This is a genomic window from Rhizobium sp. P44RR-XXIV, from assembly GCF_001999485.2.
Classification (GTDB): domain Bacteria; phylum Pseudomonadota; class Alphaproteobacteria; order Rhizobiales; family Rhizobiaceae; genus Rhizobium.
Genome location: NZ_MPVZ02000026.1, coordinates 262,793 through 286,720, shown reverse-complemented (window position 1 = coordinate 286,720; position 23,928 = coordinate 262,793). Strand labels below are relative to the sequence as shown.

The window sequence follows — 23,928 nt, the reverse complement described above, 5'->3', positions numbered from 1 at the left end:
TCTAATGACCTAGATCGCGCTCGCACGGGTTTTATTCCCGTAAGCAGGCAAAAAATCGAAGGCGATGCCATCCAGCTGATCAGCATCGGACGGATTGCGATTCGACCTTTTAGCTCGCGATCAAAATAACCATTTACTTTCAAATGCTTGAGCGAATTCCTCTTGTCGGAGGGAATAAGTCTCGACGACCTTCGATCTTCTTCCTCAGCGGGGGCGGCAATCTGCAGCGTCCTTCGCCTGGCTGAATGGCCATCACCCTGAGGAGATATTGCGATGTTGGACATGACCCGCCGTGCCGTGCTCGGAACGGCCGCCGCTGCGGCAGCCTTCGGACTGTCGTCGAAGCTCGAATTCATTCCCCAAGCCTTTGCCGCGACGCCGCTGGAGCCGGCTGTCGGCTTCTACAAATACAAGGTCGGTTCGGTCGAAATCACCGCCGTCTATGACGGCATCTGGCGCAAGCCGCACGACCCGGCCTTCATCAAGAACGCTTCCGTCGACGACACCAAGGAGGCGCTTTCCAAGGCTGGCCTCACGACCGACTTCATGCCCATTCCGCTGACCGTCGTGGTTCTCGATATTGGCGGTCGCAAGATCATGATGGATGCCGGTTCGGGTGTCGGTCAATGGCAGACCAATGCCACGCATCTGCCGGCCAACATGGCGGCGGCGGGTATCGACTACCGGAAGATCGACACGATCATGATCTCGCATTTCCATCCGGACCATGTCTGGGGCCTGATGGAGAAGGGAACGAACGCGCCTGTCTTTCCGAGTGCCGAGCTGATCGTCAATGCAACCGAATATAATTGGTGGACCGATCCGAGCCGCGTCGACAAGCTGGCGGAGGGACGCAAGGAAGCCGGCCGGCGCATCGCGTCCGTCTTTCCGACTTGGAAGAACTGGAAGCTGGTCGATGACGGCGCCGAGGTCGTGCCGGGCGTGCGCATCATGGCGGCGTATGGCCACACACCTGGCCATTCGGTCTTCCATATCGATGGCGGCAGCGAACAGCTGCTTGTTTCGGCCGACATCATGTACGTGCCGGCGCTGCTCGCGCCCCATCCCGAATGGGAGGGCAGCTACGACCAGGACGGCCCGATGGCCGTCGCCACCCGCCGCAGGCTGATCGACCGTGTCATCACCGACAAGATCAGGATCTGCGGCTCGCATTTTCCATTCCCGGGCTCCGGCACCTTCGTCAAGGACGGCAACGCCTACGGATTCACCCCCACCATCCAGGCCTGAACGGCCAAACAGAGGAGCTAAAACCATGCTGAAACATGCCCTTATCGGGATTGCCGGCCTGTGCGCCGTCGCCATCCTCCCAGCCGCCACGGCGGGCGTCGCCTTTGCCGTCGACAATATGGAATCCACCGACGCGCCTGACCTGACCTCGGTGCGCGCCAAGATCGATGCGAAGGATTATGCCGGCGCGCTTGCCGAGCTTCGCGACATCGCCGAGGAGCATCAGCAGGCCGATGTCTACAATTTGATGGGTTTCACCCTGCGCAAGACCGGGGATTTCCGGACGTCGCTCACCTACTACACCAAGGCGCTCGAGCTGCAGCCGGATCACAAGGGTGCGCATGAATATCTCGGCGAACTCTATGTTGAGACCGGCGACATGCCGAAGGCACGCGAGCAGCTTGCCACGCTTACCAAGCTTTGCCCGGCTGGCTGCGAGGAACTTGAGGATCTGACCAAGGCGATCGCCGCCAAGGGGAGCAACTAGAACCCGGCATCATCCGACCCGGCGGCATTTCCATTCGTCCAAGTGTGGAGATGCCGTCGGGGCAGGGTCGCGAACCCGTTGGCTTTCGGAGTGAAGGAGAGAATCCATGGAATTCGAAGAGGAAAGTGCCACCCTCGTCAATTTGAATGACATAGGGCTGCTGTTCGGTCGCATGCTGTTGTCGCTGCTCTTCCTACAGGAGGGTATCGAATTGCTCAGCCATTTCGACAATGCACTGGATGCCATGGCCAAGCTCGGCGTTGCTGCCCCGGTTGCGACAGCGACCATCGTGCTGCAAATTGCCGGCGGCCTTGCCATCGCCACCGGGTTGATGACCCGCTTGGCGGCTCTTGGGCTCTGCCTGTTCTGCGTGCTGACGGCACTGCTGTTCCACACGAACTTCGCCAGCCACAATGAGCTCCTGCACTTCGAAAAGGACCTGGCGATATCGGGCGGAATGCTCGTGCTGATCGTCGCCGGCGCTGGCCGATTGTCTCTGGATACGGTCATCCAGCGCTATTGGAAGATGAACCTCGCATCCTGATCGACTGGCGACACCCGATAAGCCACCCACAAGAGGTTGGCTCATCGGGTGTTTTTTGTTGGGAACTCAGGAGACCTTCTTGAAGCTCGGAAGCGTCGCGAACAGCTCCACCGATTTCAGCCGTGCCTCGATGTCGTGGATCGGCATCGAAATGATGACCTCGGCGGCCTCGGTATCTCTAATGAACTGCGAGAGCTTCTTTTCTGCTGTTGCGGGAGAGCCGACCACGGCATAGCGCAGCGTGTTTTCCACATTCAGCTTTTCCATCGGCGTCCAGAAATCGTCCATATCCTTGCGCGGGCGAGGGAAGGGGCCGCGCACATTACGGCGCAGATTGACGAATTGCTGCTGGGCGGAGGTGAAATGATATTGCGCCTCCTCATCCGTATCTGCCGTCGAGCCCATGACACCAACCATGACATAGGGTTTGTCGAGGGTTGCCGAGGGCGTGAAGCGGTCGCGGTAGATGGCGACGGCATCCAACAGGGATTCGGGCGCGAAGTGCGAGGCGAAGGCATAGGGGAGGCCAAGCATGGCAGCGAGGTGGGCGCTGTAGAGGCTGGAGCCGAGCAACCAGATCGGCACGTTGGCGCCATGGCCGGGGACGGCGAGGATGATCTGGTTCTCGTCGGCCGCGCTGAAGAGATGCTGCAGCTCGACGATATCGTTGGGGAAGGTTTGCGCGCCGGCATCCATGTTGCGGCGAAGCGCCTGAGCCGTGCGCATATCGGTGCCCGGCGCCCGGCCGAGGCCGAGATCGACGCGGCCTGGAAAAAGAGCTTCAGCGTGCCGAACTGCTCGGCGATCACAAGTGGCGAGTGGTTGGGCAGCATGACGCCACCCGAACCGATGCGGATGCGCGAAGTTGCCGCGCCGACATGGCCGATGACGACAGCGGTCGCGGCGCTGGCGACACCAGGCATGCCGTGATGCTCGGCCAGCCAGAACCTGTTGTAGCCCAGCTCCTCCGCCTTCTGCGCCATGCGCTTCGAACTGTCGAAGGACTGGCGAATGGTGCTGCCTTCGGCAACGGGCGAAAGATCGAGGATGGAAAAGGGAACCATGGCAAGAAACCTGCGTGGTGGAAGGGAGGGTTGCCTCCACATGTAGGAGCGCCGCCTTCGCATTCCAAACCCTGCCGCCGCAATTTCGTCACGATGTTTTCAGCGCGGTCCCTGCTGTGGCAATCTGTGGCTTGTTTTTGTTTTGTTCACATTTTGCTGGCACATGTCAGGCCTGAAAGATAGGTTGACCTATGCAGAATACGATTCGCATCATCGGCATCGATCCGGGCCTGCGCCGCACTGGCTGGGGCGTCATCGACACGCTTGGCAACTCCCTGCGTTTCGTGGCGTCGGGAACCGTGACTTCGGACGGCGATATGGATCTCGCCTCCCGCCTTTGCCAACTTCACGACGGGCTTGCCGAGATCGTCCATAGCTACAAGCCGGATGAGGCGGCCGTCGAGCAGACCTTCGTCAACAAGGATGCTGTTGCGACGCTGAAGCTCGGGCAGGCACGCGGCGTCGTCATGCTGGTGCCGGCGCGCGCCGGTCTTCCGGTATCCGAATATGCGCCGAACGCGGTGAAGAAAGCCGTCATCGGCGTTGGGCATGGGGAGAAGCAGCAGATCCACATGATGCTGAAGATCCTGATGCCCAAGGTCGAATTCAAGGGCAACGACGCGGCCGATGCTCTCGCCATCGCCATTTGTCACGCTCACAATCGCGGCGCCAGCAGGCTGCGGCAGGCAGCACTCGCTGGATAATGTGTTCTTGACATGTTCTTATGGTAATGATAATTCTTACCGTGAGATCGGAGAGCAAGAATGCGCGTAACATCCAAAGGACAGGTGACCATTCCCCGGGACTTGCGTGAATTGGCCGGTATAGAGCTCAACAGCGAGGTCATATTTTCCGTCGAGGATGGAAAGCTGGTTGTTTCGCCCAAGAACGGCAAGCGCGAAATCGAGGATCGGCAGCGGCTTGATCGGTTCATGGTCACTCTCAAGCGCCTGGAAGGTACCGGTGATCAGGATATCGACGCCGAAGCGCTGATGTCTTTGACACGTGATCGGTAATCATGGTCACGATCGTAGACACCAATGTGCTGGTGGACTTGGCCATGCCCGGTTCAGCCTGGCATAGTTGGTCGAATGGGCAGGTTTTTTCCGCTTTCAAACGTGGCCCTGTTGTTATCAATCCCATCATCTATGCGGAGTTTTCGGTGCGCTATAGCAGCATGGACCGTGTGGATGAGCTGCTGCCGGAAAGTGAATTTCGCCGCGAAAACCTACCCTGGGCCGCTGCCTTTGCCGCTGCCGCAGCCTTCAAGATCTATCGCCAGAGCGGCGGGGGGCGTGAGCGTATTCTTCCCGACTTTCTGATTGGCGCGCATGCCGCCATTCGCGGTTACTCGATATTGACGCGGGATTCCAAAGGCTATCGGTCTTATTTCCCGACCGTTGATCTCATCTCCCCCGAAACCCATCCCTGACGGACGAAATTCATGATCGGCAAGCTGAAAGGCACAATCGAAGAGATCGGCGAGGACCATGTGCTCGTGGACGTGCATGGCGTCTGCTATGTCGCCTATTGTTCGGCCCGCACGCTGTCGAAGCTCGGTTCTGCCGGTGAGGCCTGCGTTCTTTTCATCGAGACCTATGTCCGTGAAGACCAGATCCGGCTCTTTGGTTTCACCACGGCGTTGGAACGCGAATGGTTCAACATCCTCCAGACCGTGCAGGGCGTTGGCGCGAAAGTGGCGTTGGCGCTGCTGTCGACCCTGACGCCTGCCGAGCTTGCCAATGCGATCGCGCTGCAGGATCGCGCCGCGGTTTCGCGGGCGCCGGGCGTCGGCCCTAAGGTTGCTGTGCGCATCATGACCGAGCTGAAGAACAAGGCGCCGGCCTTTGCCGGCGAGGCGGCGAATATCGGTCTGAAACAGGAACTGGGCGAAGGGGTAGCCGCAGCACCCGTTGCCGACGCGGTTTCGGCGCTGACCAATCTAGGCTATTCGCGTGATCAGGCGGCCAATGCTGTTGCGGCGGCGATGAAACTGGCCGGTGAGGGTGCCGACAGCGCCAAGCTGATCCGGTTCGGCCTCAAGGAACTGGCGCGGTAAGGCTTTGCACCTTCCGCATTCCTTACTATTGTCTCAAAGTCGAGGGATCGACTTGCGACGCTCTTTCGTGAGGGATTATTTTGAAAGCGGCAGATGTTGAGGCCGTTTTCAGCGAAAGAGACGCGAAACGCATACCGGGAATGGAACTTCTGACATGAGTGAAGCCGCACGCCTGATATCGCCGGAAAAGCGGGGCGAAGATATCGATGCGACGCTCAGGCCGCAGTCGCTGGACGAATTCACCGGCCAGGCAGAGGCGCGCGCCAATCTGAAGATCTTCATCGAAGCGGCCAAGGGGCGCGGCGAGGCGCTAGACCATGTTCTGTTCGTCGGCCCGCCCGGCCTCGGCAAGACCACGCTGGCGCAGATCATGGCCAAGGAGCTCGGCGTCAATTTCCGCTCGACCTCCGGCCCGGTCATCGCCAAGGCGGGCGATCTCGCGGCACTGCTCACCAATCTCGAGGAGCGCGACGTGCTCTTCATCGACGAGATCCATCGCCTCAACCCGGCGGTCGAGGAAATCCTCTATCCGGCCATGGAGGACTTCCAGCTCGATCTGATCATCGGCGAAGGTCCGGCCGCGCGCTCGGTGAAGATCGATCGCGCCAAGTTCACGCTGGTTGCCGCCACGACGCGCCTAGGGCTGCTGACGACGCCTTTGCGGGATCGCTTCGGCATTCCGGTTCGGTTGAGTTTCTACACTGTCGAAGAGCTTGAATTGATCGTCCGGCGTGGCGCCAGGCTGATGGGTCTTCCCATGACCGACGAAGGCGCGCGCGAAATTGCGCGGCGCGCCCGCGGGACGCCGCGTATCGCCGGCCGACTGCTGCGCCGCGTGCGCGATTTTGCCGAAGTCGCCAAGGTCGAGGCGGTGACGCAGCAGATTGCTGATGAGGCTCTGACGCGGCTTCTTGTCGATAATGTCGGCTTCGATCAGCTCGACAAGCGCTACCTCAACATGATCGCCGTCAATTTCGGCGGCGGCCCTGTGGGCATTGAAACCATTGCAGCCGGCCTCTCCGAGCCGCGTGATGCGATCGAGGATATCATCGAGCCCTACATGATCCAGCAGGGCTTCATTCAGCGCACGCCGCGCGGCCGTGTCTTGACCGCGATTGCCTGGAAACATCTCGACATGCAGCCGCCGAAGGACATGGAGGCCGCGCAGTTCCGGTTGTTCCAGGGGGAAGAATGAATGCTCGGCCGTCGCGCCTTTCTGAAGCTTTTCGGCGGCAGCGTATTCGGCTTTCTGGCACTTGGGGGATATGCGCTCGGATATGAGCCTGTCGTCCGCCTCAACGTAACCCGTTATGCCCTGACCCCGCCGCGATGGACGCCGGGTCTGAAGCTCAGGATCGTGGCGCTTGCCGATTTTCATGCCTGCGAACCATGGATGGGGCCTGAGCGCATCGCCTCGATCTGTGCCCGCGCCAATGAACTCGACGGCGATATCATCCTTCTGCTTGGCGACTATACGTCGGGAACCGATCTGATTACCGCTCGCGTCGATCATCGGGTGTGGGCAGCCGAACTGGCAAAGCTGAAGGCGCCATTGGGCGTCCATGCCATCATCGGCAACCACGACTGGTGGCATGATGCAGCCGCCCAGAGGAGCGGCCATGGCCCGACTTTCAGCCACCGGGCCCTGGCCGGAGCTGGTATCGAGGTCTACTCCAATCGCTCGGCGCGGCTGGAGAAAGACGGGCAGGGCTTCTGGATTGCCGGCGTCGAGGATCAGCTGGCCCTGCGCCGCAGCATGCGCTGGAAGCGACCTTTTACGACAGGGCTCGATGATCTCGGCGGCACCCTGGCGCAGGTTACGGACGACGCGCCCGTCATTCTTCTTGCGCACGAGCCCGATATTTTCCCCAGCGTTCCCCAGCGGGTATCCTTAACCCTGTCCGGCCATACGCATGGCGGCCAGGTGAGGGTCTTCGGCTGGTCGCCCTATTCACCGTCGCGCTATGGCGACAGATATGTCTACGGACATATTGTCGAGGAAGAACGCCATATCATCGTTTCCGGTGGTCTCGGCTGCTCCATTGCACCGGTTCGCTTCGGGGTGCCCCCGGAAATCGTCGTTGTTGATGTGGGATGAAAATCGTGCCGAAACGTAAGCTGATAAGGTTGAATTCCGGTAGTAATCGTTTCCAGATGCGGGTGGCGGGCCTCGGTTTTCGCGAAGGGCATGTGCTTGTCCATAGGGCCGTGCATGAGACATTCTGGACCTTTCCCGGCGGTCGCGCCGAAATCGGGGAGACATCCGAGGAAACGCTGCGGCGTGAGATGGTCGAGGAACTGGGTGTCGACGTGGCGGTCGGGCGCCTTCTCTGGTCGGTGGAGAATTTCTTTCACTATGAGCAGCGCGACTGGCACGAATTCGGTCTCTATTACCTGATGGAGATCCCTGCGAGCTTTCCATTCGACCACCAGGAAATCGTCCATCGCATTCAGGACGGAGACAACGAGCTGGAATTCAAATGGGTACGGGCGACCCGGGAGGCGCTGGTTGCACTGGATATCCCGCCCTATTTCATTGCCGAGGAAATCGAGAAGCTGCCGCTGACACCGCGTCACCTCGTCTGGCGGGATGGCGATCTCGACAAAGCTTAGGGAGGAAGTTCGATGTCCGGTTTCGATCCCGTTCGCAGCTTTCGCAAGCTCGCCTACAACAATGCCTTGGCAAATGTTCGCCTGCACAATGCTTGCGCATCGCTGCAGCCCGGTGAATTCGAAGCGAAGCGCACGAGTTTCTTTCCGTCGATCAAGTGGACCCTCAATCACATCCTGACGGTGGACTGGTTCTATGTCGATGCGCTGGAAGGCGGCACATTGGGTCTGAAGGCCTTCGATATCGAGGAGCCGTTCGAAAGGCTCGACGAATTGTCCCGGCAGCAGGCGGAGGTCGATCGCCGGCTCGTCGCCTTCTGCGAGAGCCTGACGCCGGAGGTGGCGATGCAGATTGTCGATATCCAGCGCGGCGGCCGCATCCAGCGGGAGCGGGCCGACGATGTGCTGAATCATCTGTTCCAGCACCAGACGCATCATCGCGGTCAGGTGCATGCGATGCTGTCCGGAACCAGCGTCCCGCCGCCGCAGCTCGACGAATTCATCGTCGCTGACGATGCACGGTTCAGGGGCGGGGAGTTGGCCAAGCTCAGCTGGGACGAGACGAAGCTGATGCGCTGAGATCGGCATGGCGAGGTGGCATTGTCTTTGCCAGCGTCTCGATCGTTTGCTGAAGCAACGGCTTTCCGCCACTTTGCCATCCCAATGCGCGGATCTTCGTCGTGTTCATCACGCCGCCTGTGCATTCGGCTGCCGGAGCAGGAAGGGGATGAGGACAGTGCGTCGCTCGTTGCAGGTACCCGAGGATTTCATGGGTGTCGGTTGATATATCCGAAAGATTGAAAGCCTCGCCATCGATGCGGCCGGCTTCTGTCTCCAGCAGCAGACGCAAGGCGCGGCCAAGGTCACGGCCATGAACTTCCGTTCCCGCACGCGAGGGAATTTCCCTGCTAATCAGATAGTCATCGAAGATATCGTCCCACTTGTTCGGGCGTAGATCCCCATAGACGCCGGTCGCCCTCAGGCTTGCGGTTACAAAGCCGGGAGCGGAGAGGGAGAACAGGGCATGCTCGGCATCGCGCTTCACTTCACCATAAAGCGTATTCGGCATCGGCTTGGTCACCTCGGTCAATTCCCCATCAACTAGCTGATCGCCATAAACGGCGCGGGACGACAGGAAGACGCAGCGGCGGATGCCGGCCTTTCTCGCCGTTTCGAACAGCTTGACAGTGCCGTCCAGATTGAGCCGGCGAAATTCCTCGGGGTCATCTCCTTCGCCACCGCGGTATTTGCCCGGCACATGGCTAAACGCTGCGTGGATGAAGAAATAGGCGTCGTCGAAGACATGCCTCTGGTCCTCGACGGGATCCAGGCTGAGCGGCACGAAGGAAACGTCTCGCGAAAAGAGGCCCGGCTGCGGTGGGTTGCGTCCGCCGACGGCGACCTTGTAACCGGCGGCCAGCAGCTCCTCGGCAATGTATCGGCCGACAAGACCTGTTCCGCCGGATATGAGGACCTTCATGCCGCCTCTTTGGGATTTGCGAGCGTCGCGATATCGGGCACATCGAGCCCATTATGGAAGCAATGCCACAAGTCGATCAGCGGTCTCAGCTGCTCGGCTTTCGGGTGGTTTTCTTCCCAGGGCTTTTCATATTGGTAATGCAGGATCGACACGCTCTGCCAGTTCCAGAGGGCAGGCATGGTGAACCATACATATTGCAGCATGTTCATGAAGATCGGCAGGCCATGCCAATCGGGGAAGAAGGTCTCGAGAAAAGTCTGGTCGGTGCGCCGCCAGAAAACATCGGGGCGGTCGAGCCGATGCAGCATCTCCTGAAAGGTCGAAAGCGAGGGCTTGGCGACGAAGACGCCGGAATTCAGCCGGTGAAAATCCGCGACGCTTTCATAGACATTCGGCGCGGCTGAAAATTCCGGATAGTCGAACAGCCTGTCGACATTCTTCAGCACGAGCGCATCCGCATCGATGAACACGCAGGTATCGTATTCGATGAGCTGCCAGAGCCGCAGCTTGCAGAAATTGTCGAGCGGCGTGTGAAAGGAAGGCTTGCGGCCCTTCGTAAACGGAGCGGCGGAATGAAGATTGCCGCGCGCATGCCGTTCGTTGAAGGCATCCGACAGTGGCAGGTGTTCGACCTCGATCAGCCGGCAGTCGAGCGCGATGAGCGGAGCGAGATCGCCTTCGTGGACGGCTGCCGTATGTAGAACGACGATATCGGCCTTGGTGGCGGTCCGAGCGATGGAACGCGTCAGCGCCAGTGCGCCCATGGCATAGTCGGCATTCGTGACGAGGGTCACGAATGCCTGGCCGGAGCGCGGACGGGTGTGCGGGCGCAACCCCTGCAGCATTTCACTTCCCGGCATCATGAGACGGACTTCAATCTCTTGCCTTCGGGATCGTGATTGACGGTCGCCGCCAGATCCTTCGTCCAGGCGGAGACGGCTGGCACGCGCGAACGATCGACGCGATAGGCGTATTTCTTGGCGACATCGACGATTTCACTCAGCAGGCCGGTCTCAAGCGTAATCGGCGCCAGCCCGAGGCCGAGGAACTTGTCGTTCTTGACGATCAGGTCGTTCTCGGGCGCTTCCTTGCGCGGATTGGGCAGGCGGACGATTTCGGCGCCGCTGATCTTGGCGATCATCTCGGCGAGGTCGCGGACGCGGTGCGTTTCCGTCATCTGGTTGAAGATCTCGACGCGGGCGTTGCGCTGCGGCGGGTTCTTCAGCGCAAGCTCGATGCAGCGCACCGAATCCTGAATATGGATGAAGGCGCGGGTCTGGCCGCCGGTGCCATGCACGGTCAGCGGATAGCCGATGGCCGCCTGGATGAGGAAGCGGTTGAGGACGGTGCCGTAGTCGCCGTCATAGTCGAAGCGGTTGATCAATTGTTCGTGACGGCGCGTCTGTTCCGTGTGCGTGCCCCAGACTATGCCCTGATGGAGGTCGGTGATCCTGAGGCCGTCGTTCTTGGCGTAGAACTGGAAGAGCAGCTGATCGAGGCACTTCGTCATGTGGTAGATGGAGCCGGGGTTGGCCGGATAGAGTATCTCCTGGCTGACGGTGCGGCCATCGGCCGTCTCGATGCCGACAGGCAGATAGCCTTCGGGAATGGCCGCGCCGACGGTGGAATAGCCATAGACGCCCATGGTGCCGAGATGCACGAGATGCGTGTCGAGGTTCAGCTCCACAAGCGCATTCAGCAGGTTATGCGTGGCATTGACGTTGTTGTTGACCGTGTAGTTCTTGTGGCGGTCGCTCTTCATCGAATAGGGGGCGGCGCGCTGCTCGGCGAAATGGACGATGGCATCGGGGCGATGCTCGGCCAGCCATTTCTTCAGAAGCTCGTAATCCTTGGCAAGGTCGATGAGATTGAAATGGATGCGGCGGCCGGTTTCGGCGTGCCAGATGCGGGTGCGTTCCTGGATCGAATCCATTGGCGTCAACGACTGGACGCCCAGTTCGGTATCGATCCATCGGCGGGAGAGATTATCGAGGATATGGACCTCATGACCGGCGTCGGAGAGATGGAGCGAGGTTGGCCAACCGATGAATCCGTCACCACCCATTACCGCTATTTTCATGAGATTTTTTCCTTCTGCGCCGATCCGCTGTCCGGCACCATCCCGGATAGTCGGAGTCTATGACAATTGTTCAAAGCTTGCTTGATGGCAGAACTTCGGCCAAAGAGATGCCGGACATACAAGGAGATGCGGCAACGATGAACAGCCCCTTTCTGATAGCTGGGGAACTGGAAGCCGGAAGCCACCGGCTGGTGCAGCGAGTCTATTATGAGGATACGGATTTTTCCGGTCTCGTCTATCACGCGCGCTATCTGCATTTCCTCGAGCGCGGTCGCACGGACTATCTTCGCTGTCTCGGAGTGGAACAGCGCGAGCTTCTGAATGCCGATGAAGAGGGGCTGGTCTTCGTGGTCCACCGCATGGAGATCGACTTCAAGGGGCCTGCCCGCATGGACGACGTGCTGACGATCAGTACCGTCACCGAGAAGGCCGGTGGCGCCAAGATGGTGCTCTCCCAGGAAATACGGCGCGGCGATATTTTGCTGATCGCCGCCAAGGTCATCATCGCCGTCATCAATGCCAAGGGGCGGCCGCGCCGGTTGCCGGAGAAGCTGGCCGCACAGATGCTCGCCGCATCGGAATCCGCTGGCTAGCAGGGTTTTTCGACTTTTGGTGTGGCCAGCTGCCACATGCAAAGATATTGCGATTGCTAAGAGATGCCTTGCAAAAACTTGAGTTTTGTGTGAAGGAATTCGCCGCGCAAGATCTGCCTGCGTTTGCCGCCGGTTTCGTCCGGTCATTTCTTCCCAGGAGCTAGAATAGCCTTCGCCGCCGTTAAATTCTTCATGTTTCGACGCTAACATTCTTTTAACCATAATAGTGTCTTACTGGTTAAGGCGGAGTTTGTGCGGTGCACGCCTTCCTTTGACCAAATTTGACGGCAAGAAGGCAGTTGTAAGCTTGGAAGGCTTGACCAGGGCGTTCAGCGGCGGCTGCCAAACATTTCTTGTGAGATCACTTTTAGCCGCCCGGTCTAGCGCCGGGCGTTTGGATTCGGGGATTTTGGATCAATGGAACAAGTAGCATTGGCAGCGGCCACCACACCGGATATCACCCTCTGGTCGCTATTCATGCAGGCGGGCTTGGTCGTCAAGCTCGTCATGATCGGCCTTCTGGCCGCATCCGTATGGACGTGGGCAATCGTCATCGACAAGTATCTGAGCTATGCGCGAGCGCGCCGGCAGTTCGATCACTTCGAACAGGTCTTCTGGTCCGGCCAGTCGCTCGAAGAGCTTTACCGCACGCTTTCGGAGCGCAACAATACGGGCTTGAGCGCCATCTTCGTCGCCGCGATGCGGGAATGGAAGAAGTCGTTCGAGCGCGGTGCGCGCTCGCCGATCGGCTTGCAGATGCGTATCGATCGCGCCATGGACGTCACGCTCGCGCGTGAATCGGAGCATCTGATGGCGCGCCTCGGATCGCTTGCGACCATCGGCTCGGCCGGCCCGTTCATCGGTCTCTTCGGTACCGTCGTCGGTATCATGACCTCGTTCCAGGCTATCGCCGGTTCGAAATCGACCAATCTTGCGGTTGTCGCGCCCGGTATCGCCGAAGCGCTGCTGGCGACCGCCATCGGTCTGGTCGCGGCTATTCCCGCGGTTATCGCCTACAACAAGTTTTCTGGCGATGCCGGCAAGCTCTCGGCACGCATGGAAGGTTTTGCGGATGAATTCTCCGCCATTCTTTCGCGCCAGATCGATGAGAAGCTGCAGCCTCGCCAGGCTGCTCAGTAAGTAGCGGACAGAACCGGAGTAATACACATGGCAATGTCTGTTGGAGGCAAGGGTGGCGGCGGTGGCCGCCGGGGTAGTCGTCGTGGCGGAGGCCGGGGTGGCCCGATTTCCGAAATCAACGTGACGCCGCTGGTCGACGTCATGCTCGTTCTGCTGATCATCTTCATGGTGGCGGCGCCAATGATGACGTCGGGCGTACCGATCGACCTGCCGCAAACGCAGGCAGGCGCGCTCAACGCCCAGACCCAGCCCATCACCATCTCGATCAAGGCCGACGGTCAGGTGTTCATCGGGGAATCGCAAATCCAGACCACCGAAATCGCTGACAAGCTGAAGGCGATCGCTACGACCGGCTACAGCGAACGCATTTTCGTGCGTGGCGACGGCAAGGCGCCTTATGGCGTCATCGCTGACGTCATGTCGCGCATTCAGGAGGCTGGTTACAAGAATATCGGCCTGGTTACACAGCAGCAGACAACGGATCACTGACGAATCGCCATGAAGCGCAGTCTTGCCACATCTGCGGTAGTTCACATCCTGGTGCTCATCGGCGCCATGGTGACGCTGAGTGCGCCGGCGCCTTTGGAGACGCCGGAAAGCACGGCGATGGACGTCGACATCGTGCAGGCGGACCAGCTTCAGCAGGGTGAGAAGAAGGCGCCGGTGACGGATCACGTCTCGCGCAAGCCGACGACGAAGCAGGATCAGGTCGCCAACGCCCAGAACGCGGGCGAGAACAAGGTGGATATCAAGAGCCCGGTCGTGCCGACGCAGCGGCCGGAGAGTGAAACGGCAGCGTTAGCCCCGAAGAAGGTGGATGTGCCCGTTCCGCAAAATGATCCGCGGCCGAATGACGTCAAGACGATAGAGCAGAAGGATACCGAGGCTGCGCCAAAGGAAGTGGCTGCCATTCCGCAGCAAAAGCCCGAGGTGACGCCTGCTCCGACGCCGAAGACGGACCCTGCGCCGGCGACCCCGAAGGCCGATGCTGCGCCGACACCGCCGCCAACCGAGCAGCAGGCTGAAATTCCGGTCCCGAACAATGTTCCCGTGCCGGATGTCAAGCCGCAGCCGACGCCGCAGAAGACCGTCGAGCAGAAGCCCGAGGTCAAGCCTGCGCCGAAGCCGGACTTGAAGGTGGCCGACGCCAAGCCGACCGACAAGACGACGACTCAGAGCACCAGCAAGAATACCTCTGCCGATGACGGCAAGAAGGATGCTGACAAGAAGCGTCAGACGGCCAAAGCCTCCAACAAGGGCTTGGACGACGGTCTTGCCGACGAGATCGCCGACGTTTTGAACAATACGTCTTCGAAGGGTGGCGCGGCGCGTTCGTCCAAACCGGCCTCGGCAGGCGCCGATACGCAGGTCGCCTCACGCGGTGGTATGAAGTCGCTTGGTGCAGGCAAGCTTAGCCAGAGCCAACAGGACGGCCTGCGTGACCTGATCCAGAAATACTGGAACCTCCCTCCGGGTCTCGAAGGCGCGGGCGACGTGCGAATCAAGGTGCACTTCAAGCTCGACAAATCCGGGCAGATCGTTGGTGAGCCGGAGGCGACGACGAATGGTGGACCGGCTTCGACGCAGGGTGCCATGCAGTCCGCCGCCGTGCGAGCGGTTCTTCGGGCGCAATCGGAGTTCATGACCATTCTTCCGGCGGATAAGTATGACGACTGGCAGGAAGTCGTCGTCAACTTCAGCGCAGCGGATCTGGGGATGTGATGCGGGGAATGCAGCTTTCGGCAAACCACTGTCCGCGTTTTGGCCTGTCGTTGATTACGGCTCTCGTGATCATGCTGGCAGCTTCGGTATGGGTGCGGCCCGCGACTGCCGGCGGCGAGAACAACCTTAGTCATTCTGCCACGGAAAACATTCGTAACAGTGTCATGGCGAACTGGCCCCCACCTGCCGACATGACGGGCATGAAAGATGTCCGCGTCCAGGTCCGGTTTGAGCTTGATCGCGCTGGAAATATAGTTGGCAAGCCGAAGGTGACGATGACCGGCGGCCCCGAAAACACCCAAAAAGCTGTCGCGGCAAGTGCGTTGCGAGCCGTGCTCCGGTCGGCTCCGTTCAAAAACCTGCCAATGGATAAGTATGACGTCTGGAAAGAAGTAGTCATTAGCTTCAAATCGGACGACTTCGGGCATTAATGCTGAAAGGCTTGAACATATGATCAGAAAACCCTTCGTCCGTCTCCTGCTGGTACTGGCAGGCCTGATGGCAGTGCTCTCCACCCCGGCCTATGCCGTGGTCGAGCTCAACATCAACAAGGGCAACGTTCAGCCCATGCCGATCGCCATCACCGATCTGCTGTCGAATGACAGCCTCGGTCCGCAGATCTCGGGCGTCATCGCCGCCGATCTGCAGCGCTCGGGGCTTTTCGCGCCGATCAACAAGCAAGCCTTCATCGAGAAGATCACCAATCCGGATTCGACCCCGCGCTTCCCCGACTGGACGTCGATCAACGCCCAGGCGCTGGTGACCGGCCGCGTGACGCAGGAGGGCGGGCGCCTTCGTGCCGAATTCCGCCTGTGGGACACATTCGGCAACAGCCAGATGATCGGCCAGCAATTCTACGCTCAGCCGGACAACTGGCGCCGCGTCGCTCACATCATCGCCGATGCGATCTACCAGAAGATCACGGGCGAGAAGGGCTATTTCGATACCCGCGTCGTTTTCGTCTCCGAAAGCGGCCCGAAGACGGCTCGCAAGACGCAGCTCGGCATCATGGATCAGGACGGCGCCAATGTGCGTATGCTGACCGATGGCAGCGACCTCGTGCTGACGCCACGCTTTTCGCCGAGCCGCCAGGAAGTGACCTACATGTCCTTCGCCAATCAGCAGCCGCGCGTCTATCTGCTGCAGCTGCAGACGGGCCAGCGCGAACTGGTCGGTAACTTCCCCGGCATGACCTTCTCGCCGCGCTTCTCGCCGGATGGCCAGCGTGTCATCATGAGCCTGCAGCAGGAAGGCAACGCCAATATCTACACAATGGACCTGCGCTCGCGCACCACGACACGCCTGACGTCGACCGCCGCCATCGATACGTCGCCGTCCTACTCGCCTGACGGCACGCAAATCGCCTTTGAAAGCGACCGTGGCGGTAAGCCGCAGATCTACGTGATGGGTGCCGATGGCTCCAATCAGCGCCGCATTTCCTTCGGTGATGGTTCCTATTCGACGCCGGTCTGGTCGCCGCGCGGCGATCTGATCGCCTTCACCAAGCAGTCCGGCGGCAGCTTCTCCATCGGCGTGATGAAGACTGACGGTTCCGGCGAGCGTCTGCTGACGACGGGCTTCCACAATGAAGGTCCGACCTGGGCTCCGAACGGCCGCGTCATCATGTTCTTCCGCCAGCCGGCCGGCTCGGGCGGTCCGCAGCTCTACTCCATTGATCTCACAGGCTATAACGAGCAGAAGATCCCGACTCCGGGCTTTGCTTCTGATCCGGCGTGGTCACCGCTCCTCGAGTAGTGAACGGCTTGCCACGTAATCGCCGCAAAGTCCTGTGAGTGGACCGTTTCGGGACAATTTTAGGACATCATTAACCATATTCGTTGGAATCGGATTAACCGAACCCGGTTACAGTCTGGCAACCCTGATAGAGAGACTAAGGAGAGACCGGCCATGAGCCGCATCGCAAACCCGGCCGTTGGCCACATGCAGAACCTCGCACGCAACCCGATCATGATCGCGCTTTTCGTCGGCCTTTCTCTGGCTGGCTGCGCCTCCAAGAAGGGTTTGCCGAACGATGCCAACGGTCTGGGCCTCAATGGTGCCGGCAATGCTACTCCTGGCTCCCCGCAGGACTTCACGGTCAACGTCGGCGACCGCATCTTCTTTGATACGGACAGCACGTCGATCCGTTCCGACGCTGCCCAGACGCTCGACCGTCAGGCTCAGTGGCTGGCCCGTTATCCGAACTATGCGATCACCGTCGAAGGCCATGCCGACGAACGCGGCACGCGCGAATACAACCTCGCTCTCGGCGCGCGTCGTGCCTCTGCCGCCAAGGATTATCTCGCTTCGCGCGGCGTTCCAGCCAAGCGCATGAAGACGATTTCCTACGGCAAGGAGCGTCCGGTCGCCACTTGCGACGATATTTCCTGCTGGTCGCAGAACCGCCGTGCCGTCACTGTGCTGAACGGCGCCGGTTCCTGATAGGTCAATTGACCGGTCGAAATGTATAAAGGCGGCCCTCGTGGTCGCCTTTACTTTTTTGACCACACTTTGGCCGAACTCCGTTGCTTTTTGAGAGCAATTGTAAAAATCTCCTGTTCGAGCCCTCGGCCCGAAGAATCAATGAGACAGGACGATCCATATGAGAAAACTTGTCGTGGCGAGCATGCTTTGTCTCGCTGCCTTTGCAGGTAGTGAGCGTGAAGCCTCTGCCTTGTCGCTGTTTGGAATCCACCTTGGCGGCCGTGATGCCGCCTCGCAGTCGACTCGGGACAATGCGCCTCAGCAGCAAGCGCAATACGGCCGTGCGCCGGTCGTCAACGTTCAGAACAGCGATGCCGAGGTTCGCGTACAGCAGCTTGAAGATCAGATGCGCCAGCTGAACGGCCGCGTCGAGGAAATGAGCTATCAGCTGCTGCAGATGCAGGAGACGATCCGCAAGGCGCAGGAAGACAATGAATTCCGCTTCCAGCAGCTCGAAAAGCGTGGCGGCAGCGCGCCTGCGTCAAACAGCGGTACGATGAAGAAGAGCGAGGCCGATGCTCCGTCCCAGGGCGCGGGCGGCCAGCAGGACGATATAGCCGGGGTCATCAGCGATTCTCAGAGTAGCGGCGTTGCGTCGCAGCAGGGTAGTGGCTCAGGAAAGCCGCCGTCCCAGCTCGGGTCGATCCAGTTTGATCAAAGCGGCGATCAGGTGGGAAGCTCGGCGACCGGGGCCAATAATGGCTCGGGTGCGCCGCCGAGCGCCGGTTCCGGAACCCAGACGGCTTCGCTTGGCAACGAAAACGATCAATACAAGGCTGCTTACGGGCACGTCCTGTCCGGCGACTATAGCGTCGCCGAACAGGAGTTCCGCCAGTATATCGAGAGCTATCCGACCAGCTCGCGCTCTGCCGATGCAAATTTCTGGCTCGGTGAAGCCCTTTATTCGCAGGGCAAATATAATGATGCGGCCAAGACTTTCCTGAATGCGCATCAGAAGTATAGCGGCTCCGAAAAGGCGCCGGAAATGCTGTTGAAGCTCGGCATGTCGCTTGCAGCACTTGATAACAAGGATACGGCTTGCGCAACGCTTCGTGAAGTGACCAAGCGCTATCCGAAGGCTTCCAAAGCCGTTACCGGCAAGGTTGCCAGCGAACAGAAGCGGCTTGCCTGCTGATTGCCATGTCTGACGATGCTGTGACTGCTGCTGCCACAGCCCTTATGCCTGAAGCCGCCGCGGCCGATTTTCTCCATTCCCTCGTCAAGCCTGCTCATATTCTCGTCGCCATTTCCGGCGGTAGCGATTCCACAGGGCTCCTGATCGCCCTTGCCGAGCAGATCAAATCTCTTCCTTATCCGGATATTGCCCTTTCCGCCGCGACAATCGATCACGGCCTGCGTGCATCCGCTGCAGATGAAGCGCTAAACGTTGCCGCTCTCTGCGCCTCGCGTGACATTCCGCATTTCGTCCGCCGCTGGGAGGGCGAGAAGCCGAAGAGCGCTATCATGGCCGCTGCCCGCGAGGCGCGCTACGAACTGCTTGCCGATCTCGCATCCGAAATTTCAGCCGATGTGATCGTCACGGCCCACACAGTCGACGATCAGCGGGAGACGATTCTCATGCGCGCCTCGCGGCGCCGCGAGGGCGAAGATGGCGTCGGTACCGGTATTTCGGATGCTCTGCTATTTGACCGCCGTATCTGGATCGTCAGGCCGTTTCTGGTCTGCCGGCGGGTGGATATCCGTGACTACCTCGACAAGCATGCCGTTTCCTGGCTCGACGACCCCAGCAACGAGGACACGCGTTTCGAGCGCGTGCGTACGCGTAAGAAGCTCGCACAAGAAACCGAAGCAGCTGTGCTTGCCGATGGTGGTGCAAATCGTACAGCGCTTTCCGGCAGCGCGGCGTCGTGGCTGGATGAATATGTGACCATTCACGCCAATGTGCTTTGTGCCATCGACCGGGCGGCTTTCTCCGGAGATGCGGCCGTCGTGACTTACGCGCTGTCCTCTCTGGCCGCCGTTTTCGGTGGAGAGGTTTATGGCCCCGGTCGTCAGCAAATGGAGCGCATTCTCGACTTCGTAAAGGCAGGGCAACCGGGGCGGCGGACGGCAGGCGGGGTGGTCTTCGATCTGCGCCGCGATTCGCTCTACCTCATGCGGGAAAGTCGTAACATCGAGCCCATGACGCTGATGCCCGGCGCAAAGGCTATTTGGGACGGTCGTTTCGAGCTGGTCAATTCAGGCTCGGCCCCTATTCGGGTACAAGCTCGCGGGGCGCAGCTCGCTAAGTCTTTTCCTCCGGATCTGCCGAAAGGGGCGGTGCAGCGCGCGAGCGCGGCAATGCCGCTGATTGCGGCGAATGGGAGCGAAGAGGCAGCGGCTGCGGCGGTTGTGCCCCATCTTGCGCCGTTCGACCGCTTTTTGACACGATTCGACCTCATATTCGCCAACCGGCTTTCTGTCGCTTTTGGTCGTGAAGCCTATATGCGGCCGCCGCTTTCAGCCCTATAGACGGAAAAAACATGCGTCGATGTGGTTTGCCTTGGCAACGGCTTGGCGCAACCCTATGTTAGGGATCAAGTAATGCCGTCGCTTACGCGGCGGAAGTTTCAGTGCTGGGGAGTTCGATGAACCCTAATTTTCGTAATTTCGCTCTGTGGGCAATCATAGCTCTGCTGTTGATTGCCCTGTTCAGTATGTTTCAGAACGCGCCGGCACAAACAGGCTCCAGGGAAATTCCGTATTCGCAGTTCCTTCGGGAAGTTGATTCCGGCCGTGTTCGTGACGTGACAGTCACGGGCAATCGCGTCGTTGGCAGCTATGTCGAAAACGGTACGCCCTTCCAGACCTATGCTCCGGTCGTCGACGACAGCCTGCTTGATCGCCTGCAATCCAAGAACGTCAACATTGTTGGCCGTCCGGAATCTGATGGATCATCCAGCTTCCTGAGCTATCTCGGCACCCTGTTGCCGATGTTGCTGATCCTTGGCGTCTGGCTGTTCTTCATGCGGCAGATGCAAGGCGGCTCGCGCGGCGCCATGGGCTTCGGCAAGTCGAAGGCAAAGCTTCTGACGGAAGCGCATGGCCGCGTCACCTTCGAGGACGTCGCCGGTGTCGACGAAGCCAAGCAGGATCTGGAAGAAATCGTTGAATTTCTGCGCGATCCGCAGAAATTCCAGCGTCTCGGCGGTCGCATCCCGCGCGGTGTTTTGCTTGTGGGACCTCCCGGTACGGGTAAGACGCTTCTGGCGCGCGCCATTGCCGGTGAAGCCAACGTGCCGTTCTTCACCATCTCCGGTTCCGACTTCGTGGAAATGTTCGTCGGTGTCGGCGCAAGCCGCGTCCGTGACATGTTCGAGCAGGCGAAGAAGAATGCACCCTGCATCATCTTCATCGACGAAATCGACGCCGTCGGTCGCCATCGTGGCGCTGGTCTTGGCGGCGGTAACGACGAGCGCGAACAGACGCTGAACCAGTTGCTGGTCGAGATGGACGGTTTTGAAGCCAATGAGGGCATCATCCTCATTGCCGCCACCAACCGCCCCGACGTTCTCGACCCCGCGCTGTTGCGTCCGGGCCGTTTCGACCGTCAGGTCGTCGTGCCGAACCCGGATATTATCGGCCGTGAGCGCATCCTCAAGGTTCACGCCCGTAACGTGCCGCTGGCACCGAACGTCGATCTGAAGACGCTTGCCCGTGGCACACCCGGCTTCTCCGGTGCCGATCTGATGAACCTCGTCAACGAAGCCGCCCTGATGGCTGCCCGCCGCAACAAGCGCGTGGTCACGATGCAGGAGTTCGAAGACGCCAAGGACAAGATCATGATGGGCGCCGAGCGCCGCTCTTCGGCCATGACCGAGGCGGAAAAGAAGCTCACTGCCTATCACGAGGCCGGCCACGCCATCACGGCGCTCTATGTCGATCTCGCCGATCCCTTGCACAAGGCGACCATCATTCCGCGCGGCCGTGCACTCGGCATGGTCATGCAGCTTCCCGAGGGCGATCGCTACTCGATGAGCTACAAGTGGATGGTCTCGCGCCTCTGCATCATGATGGGTGGCCGCGTTGCAGAAGAGCTGACCTTCGGCAAGGAGAACATCACCTCCGGCGCGTCCTCCGACATCGAGCAGGCTACGAAGCTTGCGCGTGCGATGGTGACGCAGTGGGGCTTCTCCGACGAGCTCGGTCTGGTTGCCTATGGCGAGAACCAGCAGGAAGTCTTCCTCGGTCACTCCGTTTCTCAGTCGAAGAATGTTTCGGAAGCGACCGCGCAGACGATCGACAATGAAGTACGCCGCCTGATCGACCAAGCCTATCATCAGGCCAAGGATATCCTCACCGAACAGCATGACGGGTTCGTGGCAATCGCCGAGGGCCTTCTCGAATACGAGACACTGACGGGCGAAGAGATCAAGGCGCTTATTCGCGGCGAAAAGCCGGCTCGTGACCTCGGTGACGACACGCCGCCGAGCCGCGGCTCGGCTGTGCCGAAGACCGGCGCCAAGAAGGATGGCTCGCTCGGCGCCAAGGAAGGCGATGAGCCCGAAGGTGGCTTCGAGCCGCAGCCGCGCTAAAGCTTGAGATAACCGAAACCACAGACGAAGAGGCCAGCTTCCTTTCATCGGAAGCTGGCCTTTTTCTTGATTGGCGCGAAGATAGCGCCGGCTATAGCGGCCCGGCCCGATGCCTGGTGTCAGGCCTGCGAAACGGCACTGCTATGCGATGGGTGGAGCGAGGACCGGTTCCAGGCCGCCGGTTTCAAAACCCTGTTTGCCGGCCGCTGGGATCTGACATGGCAGCGCTTCGGCATCGGGCAAAGCGCGAGCAGCGAAGTTTGAAGACGGTTCTGATCCAGAATGAGCAGCCAGATGGCTCGGTTTCGGTGGGGAACTGGCGTTTTTTAGTGCTTATTAATGGTAACGCGTTGTAATAGGCTTTCTCGGTAATTTACGTGCCGATTTTTACAATCTGTGGCATGAGCCACAAGCGTCGATGCTCGTCGTGTCTCCGGAGTCTGGAACAGCGATTTCGATGCCGCTGCACCTGGTTAAGGTGCCGCAACGACAGGAGTGCATATGAAACGTCGCTATTTCGGAACTGACGGAATTCGCGGTCAATCCAATATCTATCCGATGACGCCGGATCTTGCCATGCGCGTGGGTATCGCTGCCGGCACGATCTTCCATCGAGGTAGCCACCGTCACCGAGTGGTCATCGGCAAGGACACGCGTCTTTCAGGCTACATGCTGGAGAACGCGATGGTTGCCGGCTTCACCGCCGCCGGCGTCGATGCCTTCGTTCTCGGTCCTATCCCCACACCTGCCGTCGCCATGCTGACGCGGTCGCTGCGCGCCGACATCGGCGTCATGATTTCCGCATCGCATAATCCTTACGAAGACAATGGCATCAAGCTTTTCGGTCCTGACGGATACAAGCTCTCAGACGAGCTGGAGATGCAGATCGAAGACCTCCTCGAAAAGGATATGACGGAGCATCTGGCCAAAGCCGCGAATATTGGCCGTGCCAAGCGCGTGGACGGTGTGCATGACCGCTATATCGAACATGCCAAGCGCACCTTGCCGCGCGACGTCACGTTGCAGGGTCTGCGTATCGCCATCGATTGTGCCAACGGTGCGGCCTACAAGGTTGCGCCTGCCGCGCTGTGGGAACTGGGCGCCGAAGTCGTGACCATCGGCAACGAGCCAAACGGCACGAATATCAATCTCAATTGCGGCTCCACCAGCCCGGTGGCACTTCAGAAGAAGGTAGACGAAGTACGCGCCGATATCGGCATAGCGCTGGATGGCGACGCCGATCGCGTCATCATCGTCGACGAGACCGGCACGGTCATCGATGGCGACCAGCTGATGGCTGTCATCGCGGAAAGCTGGGCCGATAGCCAATTGCTGCGCGGCAATGGGATTGTTGCGACCGTGATGTCCAATCTCGGTCTGGAGCGCTTCCTGGACGAGCGCGGCATGTCCCTGGCCCGCACCGCTGTTGGTGATCGCTATGTCGTCGAGCATATGCGCAAGCACAATTACAATGTCGGTGGCGAGCAGTCCGGTCACATCGTGCTTTCGGACTATGGCACTACAGGCGATGGCCTCGTCGCCGCGCTGCAGATCCTTGCCGCGGTGAAGCGCACGGGCAAGCCGGTCAGCGAAGTCTGCCGGCGTTTCGAGCCGGTGCCGCAACTGCTGCGCAATGTTCGGATTTCCGGCGCCGGCCGCTGGAAGACAATCAGGTGATGAAGGCAATCGCGGATGCCGAAAGCGAGCTTGCGCGCAATGGCCGCCTGGTGATCCGCCCTTCAGGCACCGAACCTTTGATCCGGGTCATGGCGGAAGGCGACGATCGTGGTCAGATCGAGCGCATCGTTGGTGGGTTGATCGACGTGATCTCGAGCGTGCGCACCGCTGCCTGAGCGGCGGGCCGCAATCATCGCGAATATCG

General features: G+C 59.9%; 24 protein-coding genes and 2 pseudogenes. 22 read left to right on the top strand and 4 right to left on the bottom strand.

The genetic code is table 11. The annotated features are described in order from the left end of the window. Positions 1 to 273 precede the first annotated feature (273 nt). The 3 genes from BSK43_RS10275 (at position 274) to BSK43_RS10265 (ending at position 2,279) form a co-directional block, all read left to right on the top strand. On the top strand, positions 274 to 1,248 hold the full coding sequence (locus BSK43_RS10275) for an MBL fold metallo-hydrolase (protein ID WP_077469509.1): 975 nt from the start codon (positions 274 to 276) through the stop codon (positions 1,246 to 1,248). A gap of 25 nt (positions 1,249 to 1,273) precedes the next feature. Beyond that, positions 1,274 to 1,735 (top strand): tetratricopeptide repeat protein, encoded by a 462-nt coding sequence (locus BSK43_RS10270; RefSeq protein ID WP_077469510.1) that lies wholly within the window; start codon positions 1,274 to 1,276, stop codon positions 1,733 to 1,735. 106 nt (positions 1,736 to 1,841) lie between these two features. Next, the gene (locus BSK43_RS10265; RefSeq protein WP_077469511.1) at positions 1,842 to 2,279 is read left to right on the top strand and encodes a DoxX family protein; all 438 of its coding nucleotides are present in this window, start codon (positions 1,842 to 1,844) and stop codon (positions 2,277 to 2,279) included. A gap of 66 nt (positions 2,280 to 2,345) precedes the next feature. On the opposite strand, the pseudogene BSK43_RS10260 reads toward BSK43_RS10265, so the two are convergent. Then, positions 2,346 to 3,343, bottom strand: a pseudogene (locus tag BSK43_RS10260) (LLM class flavin-dependent oxidoreductase). Positions 3,344 to 3,534: 191 nt separating this feature from the next. On the opposite strand from BSK43_RS10260, the gene ruvC reads away from it, so the two are divergent. From ruvC to BSK43_RS10220, 8 genes are all read left to right on the top strand, one after another. After that, positions 3,535 to 4,047 carry a crossover junction endodeoxyribonuclease RuvC gene (gene ruvC / locus BSK43_RS10255; protein WP_077469513.1) on the top strand — a complete coding sequence of 171 codons (513 nt, stop codon included), beginning with the start codon at positions 3,535 to 3,537 and terminating at the stop codon, positions 4,045 to 4,047. A gap of 60 nt (positions 4,048 to 4,107) precedes the next feature. Beyond that, on the top strand, positions 4,108 to 4,359 hold the full coding sequence (locus BSK43_RS10250; RefSeq protein WP_077469514.1) for an AbrB/MazE/SpoVT family DNA-binding domain-containing protein: 252 nt from the start codon (positions 4,108 to 4,110) through the stop codon (positions 4,357 to 4,359). A 2-nt stretch (positions 4,360 to 4,361) separates the two neighbouring features. Next, complete coding sequence (locus BSK43_RS10245; RefSeq protein WP_068400354.1) at positions 4,362 to 4,775, top strand: type II toxin-antitoxin system VapC family toxin; 414 nt, start codon at positions 4,362 to 4,364, stop codon at positions 4,773 to 4,775. Positions 4,776 to 4,787: 12 nt separating this feature from the next. After that, complete coding sequence (gene ruvA / locus BSK43_RS10240) at positions 4,788 to 5,402, top strand: Holliday junction branch migration protein RuvA (protein WP_077469515.1); 615 nt, start codon at positions 4,788 to 4,790, stop codon at positions 5,400 to 5,402. A gap of 154 nt (positions 5,403 to 5,556) precedes the next feature. Beyond that, positions 5,557 to 6,597: a Holliday junction branch migration DNA helicase RuvB gene (gene ruvB / locus BSK43_RS10235; protein ID WP_136686831.1), complete on the top strand. Its 1,041-nt coding sequence runs from the start codon at positions 5,557 to 5,559 to the stop codon at positions 6,595 to 6,597. Then, entirely contained in the window at positions 6,598 to 7,500 is a 903-nt protein-coding gene (locus BSK43_RS10230; RefSeq protein ID WP_077469516.1) for a metallophosphoesterase, read from the top strand. Positions 7,501 to 7,505: 5 nt separating this feature from the next. Next, complete coding sequence (locus BSK43_RS10225) at positions 7,506 to 8,015, top strand: NUDIX hydrolase (RefSeq protein WP_205910602.1); 510 nt, start codon at positions 7,506 to 7,508, stop codon at positions 8,013 to 8,015. 12 nt (positions 8,016 to 8,027) lie between these two features. After that, a complete protein-coding gene (locus BSK43_RS10220) occupies positions 8,028 to 8,591 on the top strand; it encodes a DinB family protein (protein ID WP_077469517.1) in 564 nt (187 codons plus the stop codon). Here the strand turns inward: BSK43_RS10220 and BSK43_RS10215 are convergent. The 3 genes from BSK43_RS10215 to BSK43_RS10205 are packed head-to-tail and all read right to left on the bottom strand — an operon-like array spanning position 8,560 to position 11,572. Then, the gene (locus BSK43_RS10215; RefSeq protein ID WP_077469518.1) at positions 8,560 to 9,492 is read right to left on the bottom strand and encodes an NAD(P)-dependent oxidoreductase; all 933 of its coding nucleotides are present in this window, start codon (positions 9,490 to 9,492) and stop codon (positions 8,560 to 8,562) included. The two genes, BSK43_RS10220 and BSK43_RS10215, sit on opposite strands and share 32 nt — an antisense overlap. Further along, a complete protein-coding gene (locus BSK43_RS10210; RefSeq protein ID WP_077469697.1) occupies positions 9,489 to 10,337 on the bottom strand; it encodes a glycosyltransferase in 849 nt (282 codons plus the stop codon). Before BSK43_RS10210 ends, BSK43_RS10215 begins: the two co-directional genes overlap by 4 nt. Before the next feature lie 14 nt (positions 10,338 to 10,351). Further along, positions 10,352 to 11,572, bottom strand: a complete 1,221-nt coding sequence (locus tag BSK43_RS10205) for an NAD-dependent epimerase/dehydratase family protein (RefSeq protein WP_077469519.1) — start codon at positions 11,570 to 11,572, stop codon at positions 10,352 to 10,354. A gap of 137 nt (positions 11,573 to 11,709) precedes the next feature. Here BSK43_RS10205 and ybgC point away from each other — a divergent pair, with 137 nt between their 5' ends. The 11 genes and pseudogenes from ybgC (at position 11,710) to glmM (ending at position 23,899) form a co-directional block, all read left to right on the top strand. Beyond that, entirely contained in the window at positions 11,710 to 12,165 is a 456-nt protein-coding gene (ybgC, locus tag BSK43_RS10200) for a tol-pal system-associated acyl-CoA thioesterase (protein WP_077469520.1), read from the top strand. A 417-nt stretch (positions 12,166 to 12,582) separates the two neighbouring features. Next, the gene (gene tolQ / locus BSK43_RS10195; protein WP_068400373.1) at positions 12,583 to 13,305 is read left to right on the top strand and encodes a protein TolQ; all 723 of its coding nucleotides are present in this window, start codon (positions 12,583 to 12,585) and stop codon (positions 13,303 to 13,305) included. Between the two features lie 27 nt (positions 13,306 to 13,332). Beyond that, positions 13,333 to 13,794, top strand: coding sequence for a protein TolR (gene tolR, locus BSK43_RS10190; RefSeq protein ID WP_077469521.1), 462 nt, complete (start codon positions 13,333 to 13,335; stop codon positions 13,792 to 13,794). A gap of 9 nt (positions 13,795 to 13,803) precedes the next feature. Next, the gene (locus tag BSK43_RS10185) at positions 13,804 to 15,027 is read left to right on the top strand and encodes a hypothetical protein (RefSeq protein WP_077469522.1); all 1,224 of its coding nucleotides are present in this window, start codon (positions 13,804 to 13,806) and stop codon (positions 15,025 to 15,027) included. 8 nt (positions 15,028 to 15,035) lie between these two features. Then, a complete protein-coding gene (locus BSK43_RS10180) occupies positions 15,036 to 15,458 on the top strand; it encodes a cell envelope integrity protein TolA (RefSeq protein ID WP_136686830.1) in 423 nt (140 codons plus the stop codon). Positions 15,459 to 15,477: 19 nt separating this feature from the next. Then, a complete protein-coding gene (gene tolB / locus BSK43_RS10175) occupies positions 15,478 to 16,782 on the top strand; it encodes a Tol-Pal system beta propeller repeat protein TolB (RefSeq protein WP_077469524.1) in 1,305 nt (434 codons plus the stop codon). A 153-nt stretch (positions 16,783 to 16,935) separates the two neighbouring features. After that, entirely contained in the window at positions 16,936 to 17,469 is a 534-nt protein-coding gene (gene pal / locus BSK43_RS10170; protein WP_077469525.1) for a peptidoglycan-associated lipoprotein Pal, read from the top strand. 160 nt (positions 17,470 to 17,629) lie between these two features. Beyond that, positions 17,630 to 18,646: a tol-pal system protein YbgF gene (gene ybgF / locus BSK43_RS10165; protein WP_077469526.1), complete on the top strand. Its 1,017-nt coding sequence runs from the start codon at positions 17,630 to 17,632 to the stop codon at positions 18,644 to 18,646. 5 nt (positions 18,647 to 18,651) lie between these two features. Then, positions 18,652 to 19,983 carry a tRNA lysidine(34) synthetase TilS gene (gene tilS / locus BSK43_RS10160; protein ID WP_077469527.1) on the top strand — a complete coding sequence of 444 codons (1,332 nt, stop codon included), beginning with the start codon at positions 18,652 to 18,654 and terminating at the stop codon, positions 19,981 to 19,983. Between the two features lie 116 nt (positions 19,984 to 20,099). After that, entirely contained in the window at positions 20,100 to 22,046 is a 1,947-nt protein-coding gene (gene ftsH / locus BSK43_RS10155; protein ID WP_077469528.1) for an ATP-dependent zinc metalloprotease FtsH, read from the top strand. Between the two features lie 501 nt (positions 22,047 to 22,547). Then, positions 22,548 to 23,899, top strand: a pseudogene (gene glmM, locus BSK43_RS10150) (phosphoglucosamine mutase). Positions 23,900 to 23,928 lie beyond the last annotated feature (29 nt).

Excerpts from the sequence above, each read along its gene's own strand:
- BSK43_RS10275 (WP_077469509.1), top strand. The coding sequence starts at position 274 with ATGTTGGACATGACCCGCCGTGCCGTGCTCGGAACGGCCGCCGCTGCG.
- BSK43_RS10270 (WP_077469510.1), top strand. The coding sequence starts at position 1,274 with ATGCTGAAACATGCCCTTATCGGGATTGCCGGCCTGTGCGCCGTCGCC.
- BSK43_RS10265 (WP_077469511.1), top strand. The coding sequence starts at position 1,842 with ATGGAATTCGAAGAGGAAAGTGCCACCCTCGTCAATTTGAATGACATA.
- ruvC (WP_077469513.1), top strand. The coding sequence starts at position 3,535 with ATGCAGAATACGATTCGCATCATCGGCATCGATCCGGGCCTGCGCCGC.
- BSK43_RS10250 (WP_077469514.1), top strand. The coding sequence starts at position 4,108 with ATGCGCGTAACATCCAAAGGACAGGTGACCATTCCCCGGGACTTGCGT.
- BSK43_RS10245 (WP_068400354.1), top strand. The coding sequence starts at position 4,362 with ATGGTCACGATCGTAGACACCAATGTGCTGGTGGACTTGGCCATGCCC.
- ruvA (WP_077469515.1), top strand. The coding sequence starts at position 4,788 with ATGATCGGCAAGCTGAAAGGCACAATCGAAGAGATCGGCGAGGACCAT.
- ruvB (WP_136686831.1), top strand. The coding sequence starts at position 5,557 with ATGAGTGAAGCCGCACGCCTGATATCGCCGGAAAAGCGGGGCGAAGAT.
- BSK43_RS10230 (WP_077469516.1), top strand. The coding sequence starts at position 6,598 with ATGCTCGGCCGTCGCGCCTTTCTGAAGCTTTTCGGCGGCAGCGTATTC.
- BSK43_RS10220 (WP_077469517.1), top strand. The coding sequence starts at position 8,028 with ATGTCCGGTTTCGATCCCGTTCGCAGCTTTCGCAAGCTCGCCTACAAC.
- BSK43_RS10215 (WP_077469518.1), bottom strand. The coding sequence starts at position 9,492 with ATGAAGGTCCTCATATCCGGCGGAACAGGTCTTGTCGGCCGATACATT.
- BSK43_RS10210 (WP_077469697.1), bottom strand. The coding sequence starts at position 10,337 with ATGCTGCAGGGGTTGCGCCCGCACACCCGTCCGCGCTCCGGCCAGGCA.
- BSK43_RS10205 (WP_077469519.1), bottom strand. The coding sequence starts at position 11,572 with ATGAAAATAGCGGTAATGGGTGGTGACGGATTCATCGGTTGGCCAACC.
- ybgC (WP_077469520.1), top strand. The coding sequence starts at position 11,710 with ATGAACAGCCCCTTTCTGATAGCTGGGGAACTGGAAGCCGGAAGCCAC.
- tolQ (WP_068400373.1), top strand. The coding sequence starts at position 12,583 with ATGGAACAAGTAGCATTGGCAGCGGCCACCACACCGGATATCACCCTC.
- tolR (WP_077469521.1), top strand. The coding sequence starts at position 13,333 with ATGGCAATGTCTGTTGGAGGCAAGGGTGGCGGCGGTGGCCGCCGGGGT.
- BSK43_RS10185 (WP_077469522.1), top strand. The coding sequence starts at position 13,804 with ATGAAGCGCAGTCTTGCCACATCTGCGGTAGTTCACATCCTGGTGCTC.
- BSK43_RS10180 (WP_136686830.1), top strand. The coding sequence starts at position 15,036 with ATGCAGCTTTCGGCAAACCACTGTCCGCGTTTTGGCCTGTCGTTGATT.
- tolB (WP_077469524.1), top strand. The coding sequence starts at position 15,478 with ATGATCAGAAAACCCTTCGTCCGTCTCCTGCTGGTACTGGCAGGCCTG.
- pal (WP_077469525.1), top strand. The coding sequence starts at position 16,936 with ATGAGCCGCATCGCAAACCCGGCCGTTGGCCACATGCAGAACCTCGCA.
- ybgF (WP_077469526.1), top strand. The coding sequence starts at position 17,630 with ATGAGAAAACTTGTCGTGGCGAGCATGCTTTGTCTCGCTGCCTTTGCA.
- tilS (WP_077469527.1), top strand. The coding sequence starts at position 18,652 with ATGTCTGACGATGCTGTGACTGCTGCTGCCACAGCCCTTATGCCTGAA.
- ftsH (WP_077469528.1), top strand. The coding sequence starts at position 20,100 with ATGAACCCTAATTTTCGTAATTTCGCTCTGTGGGCAATCATAGCTCTG.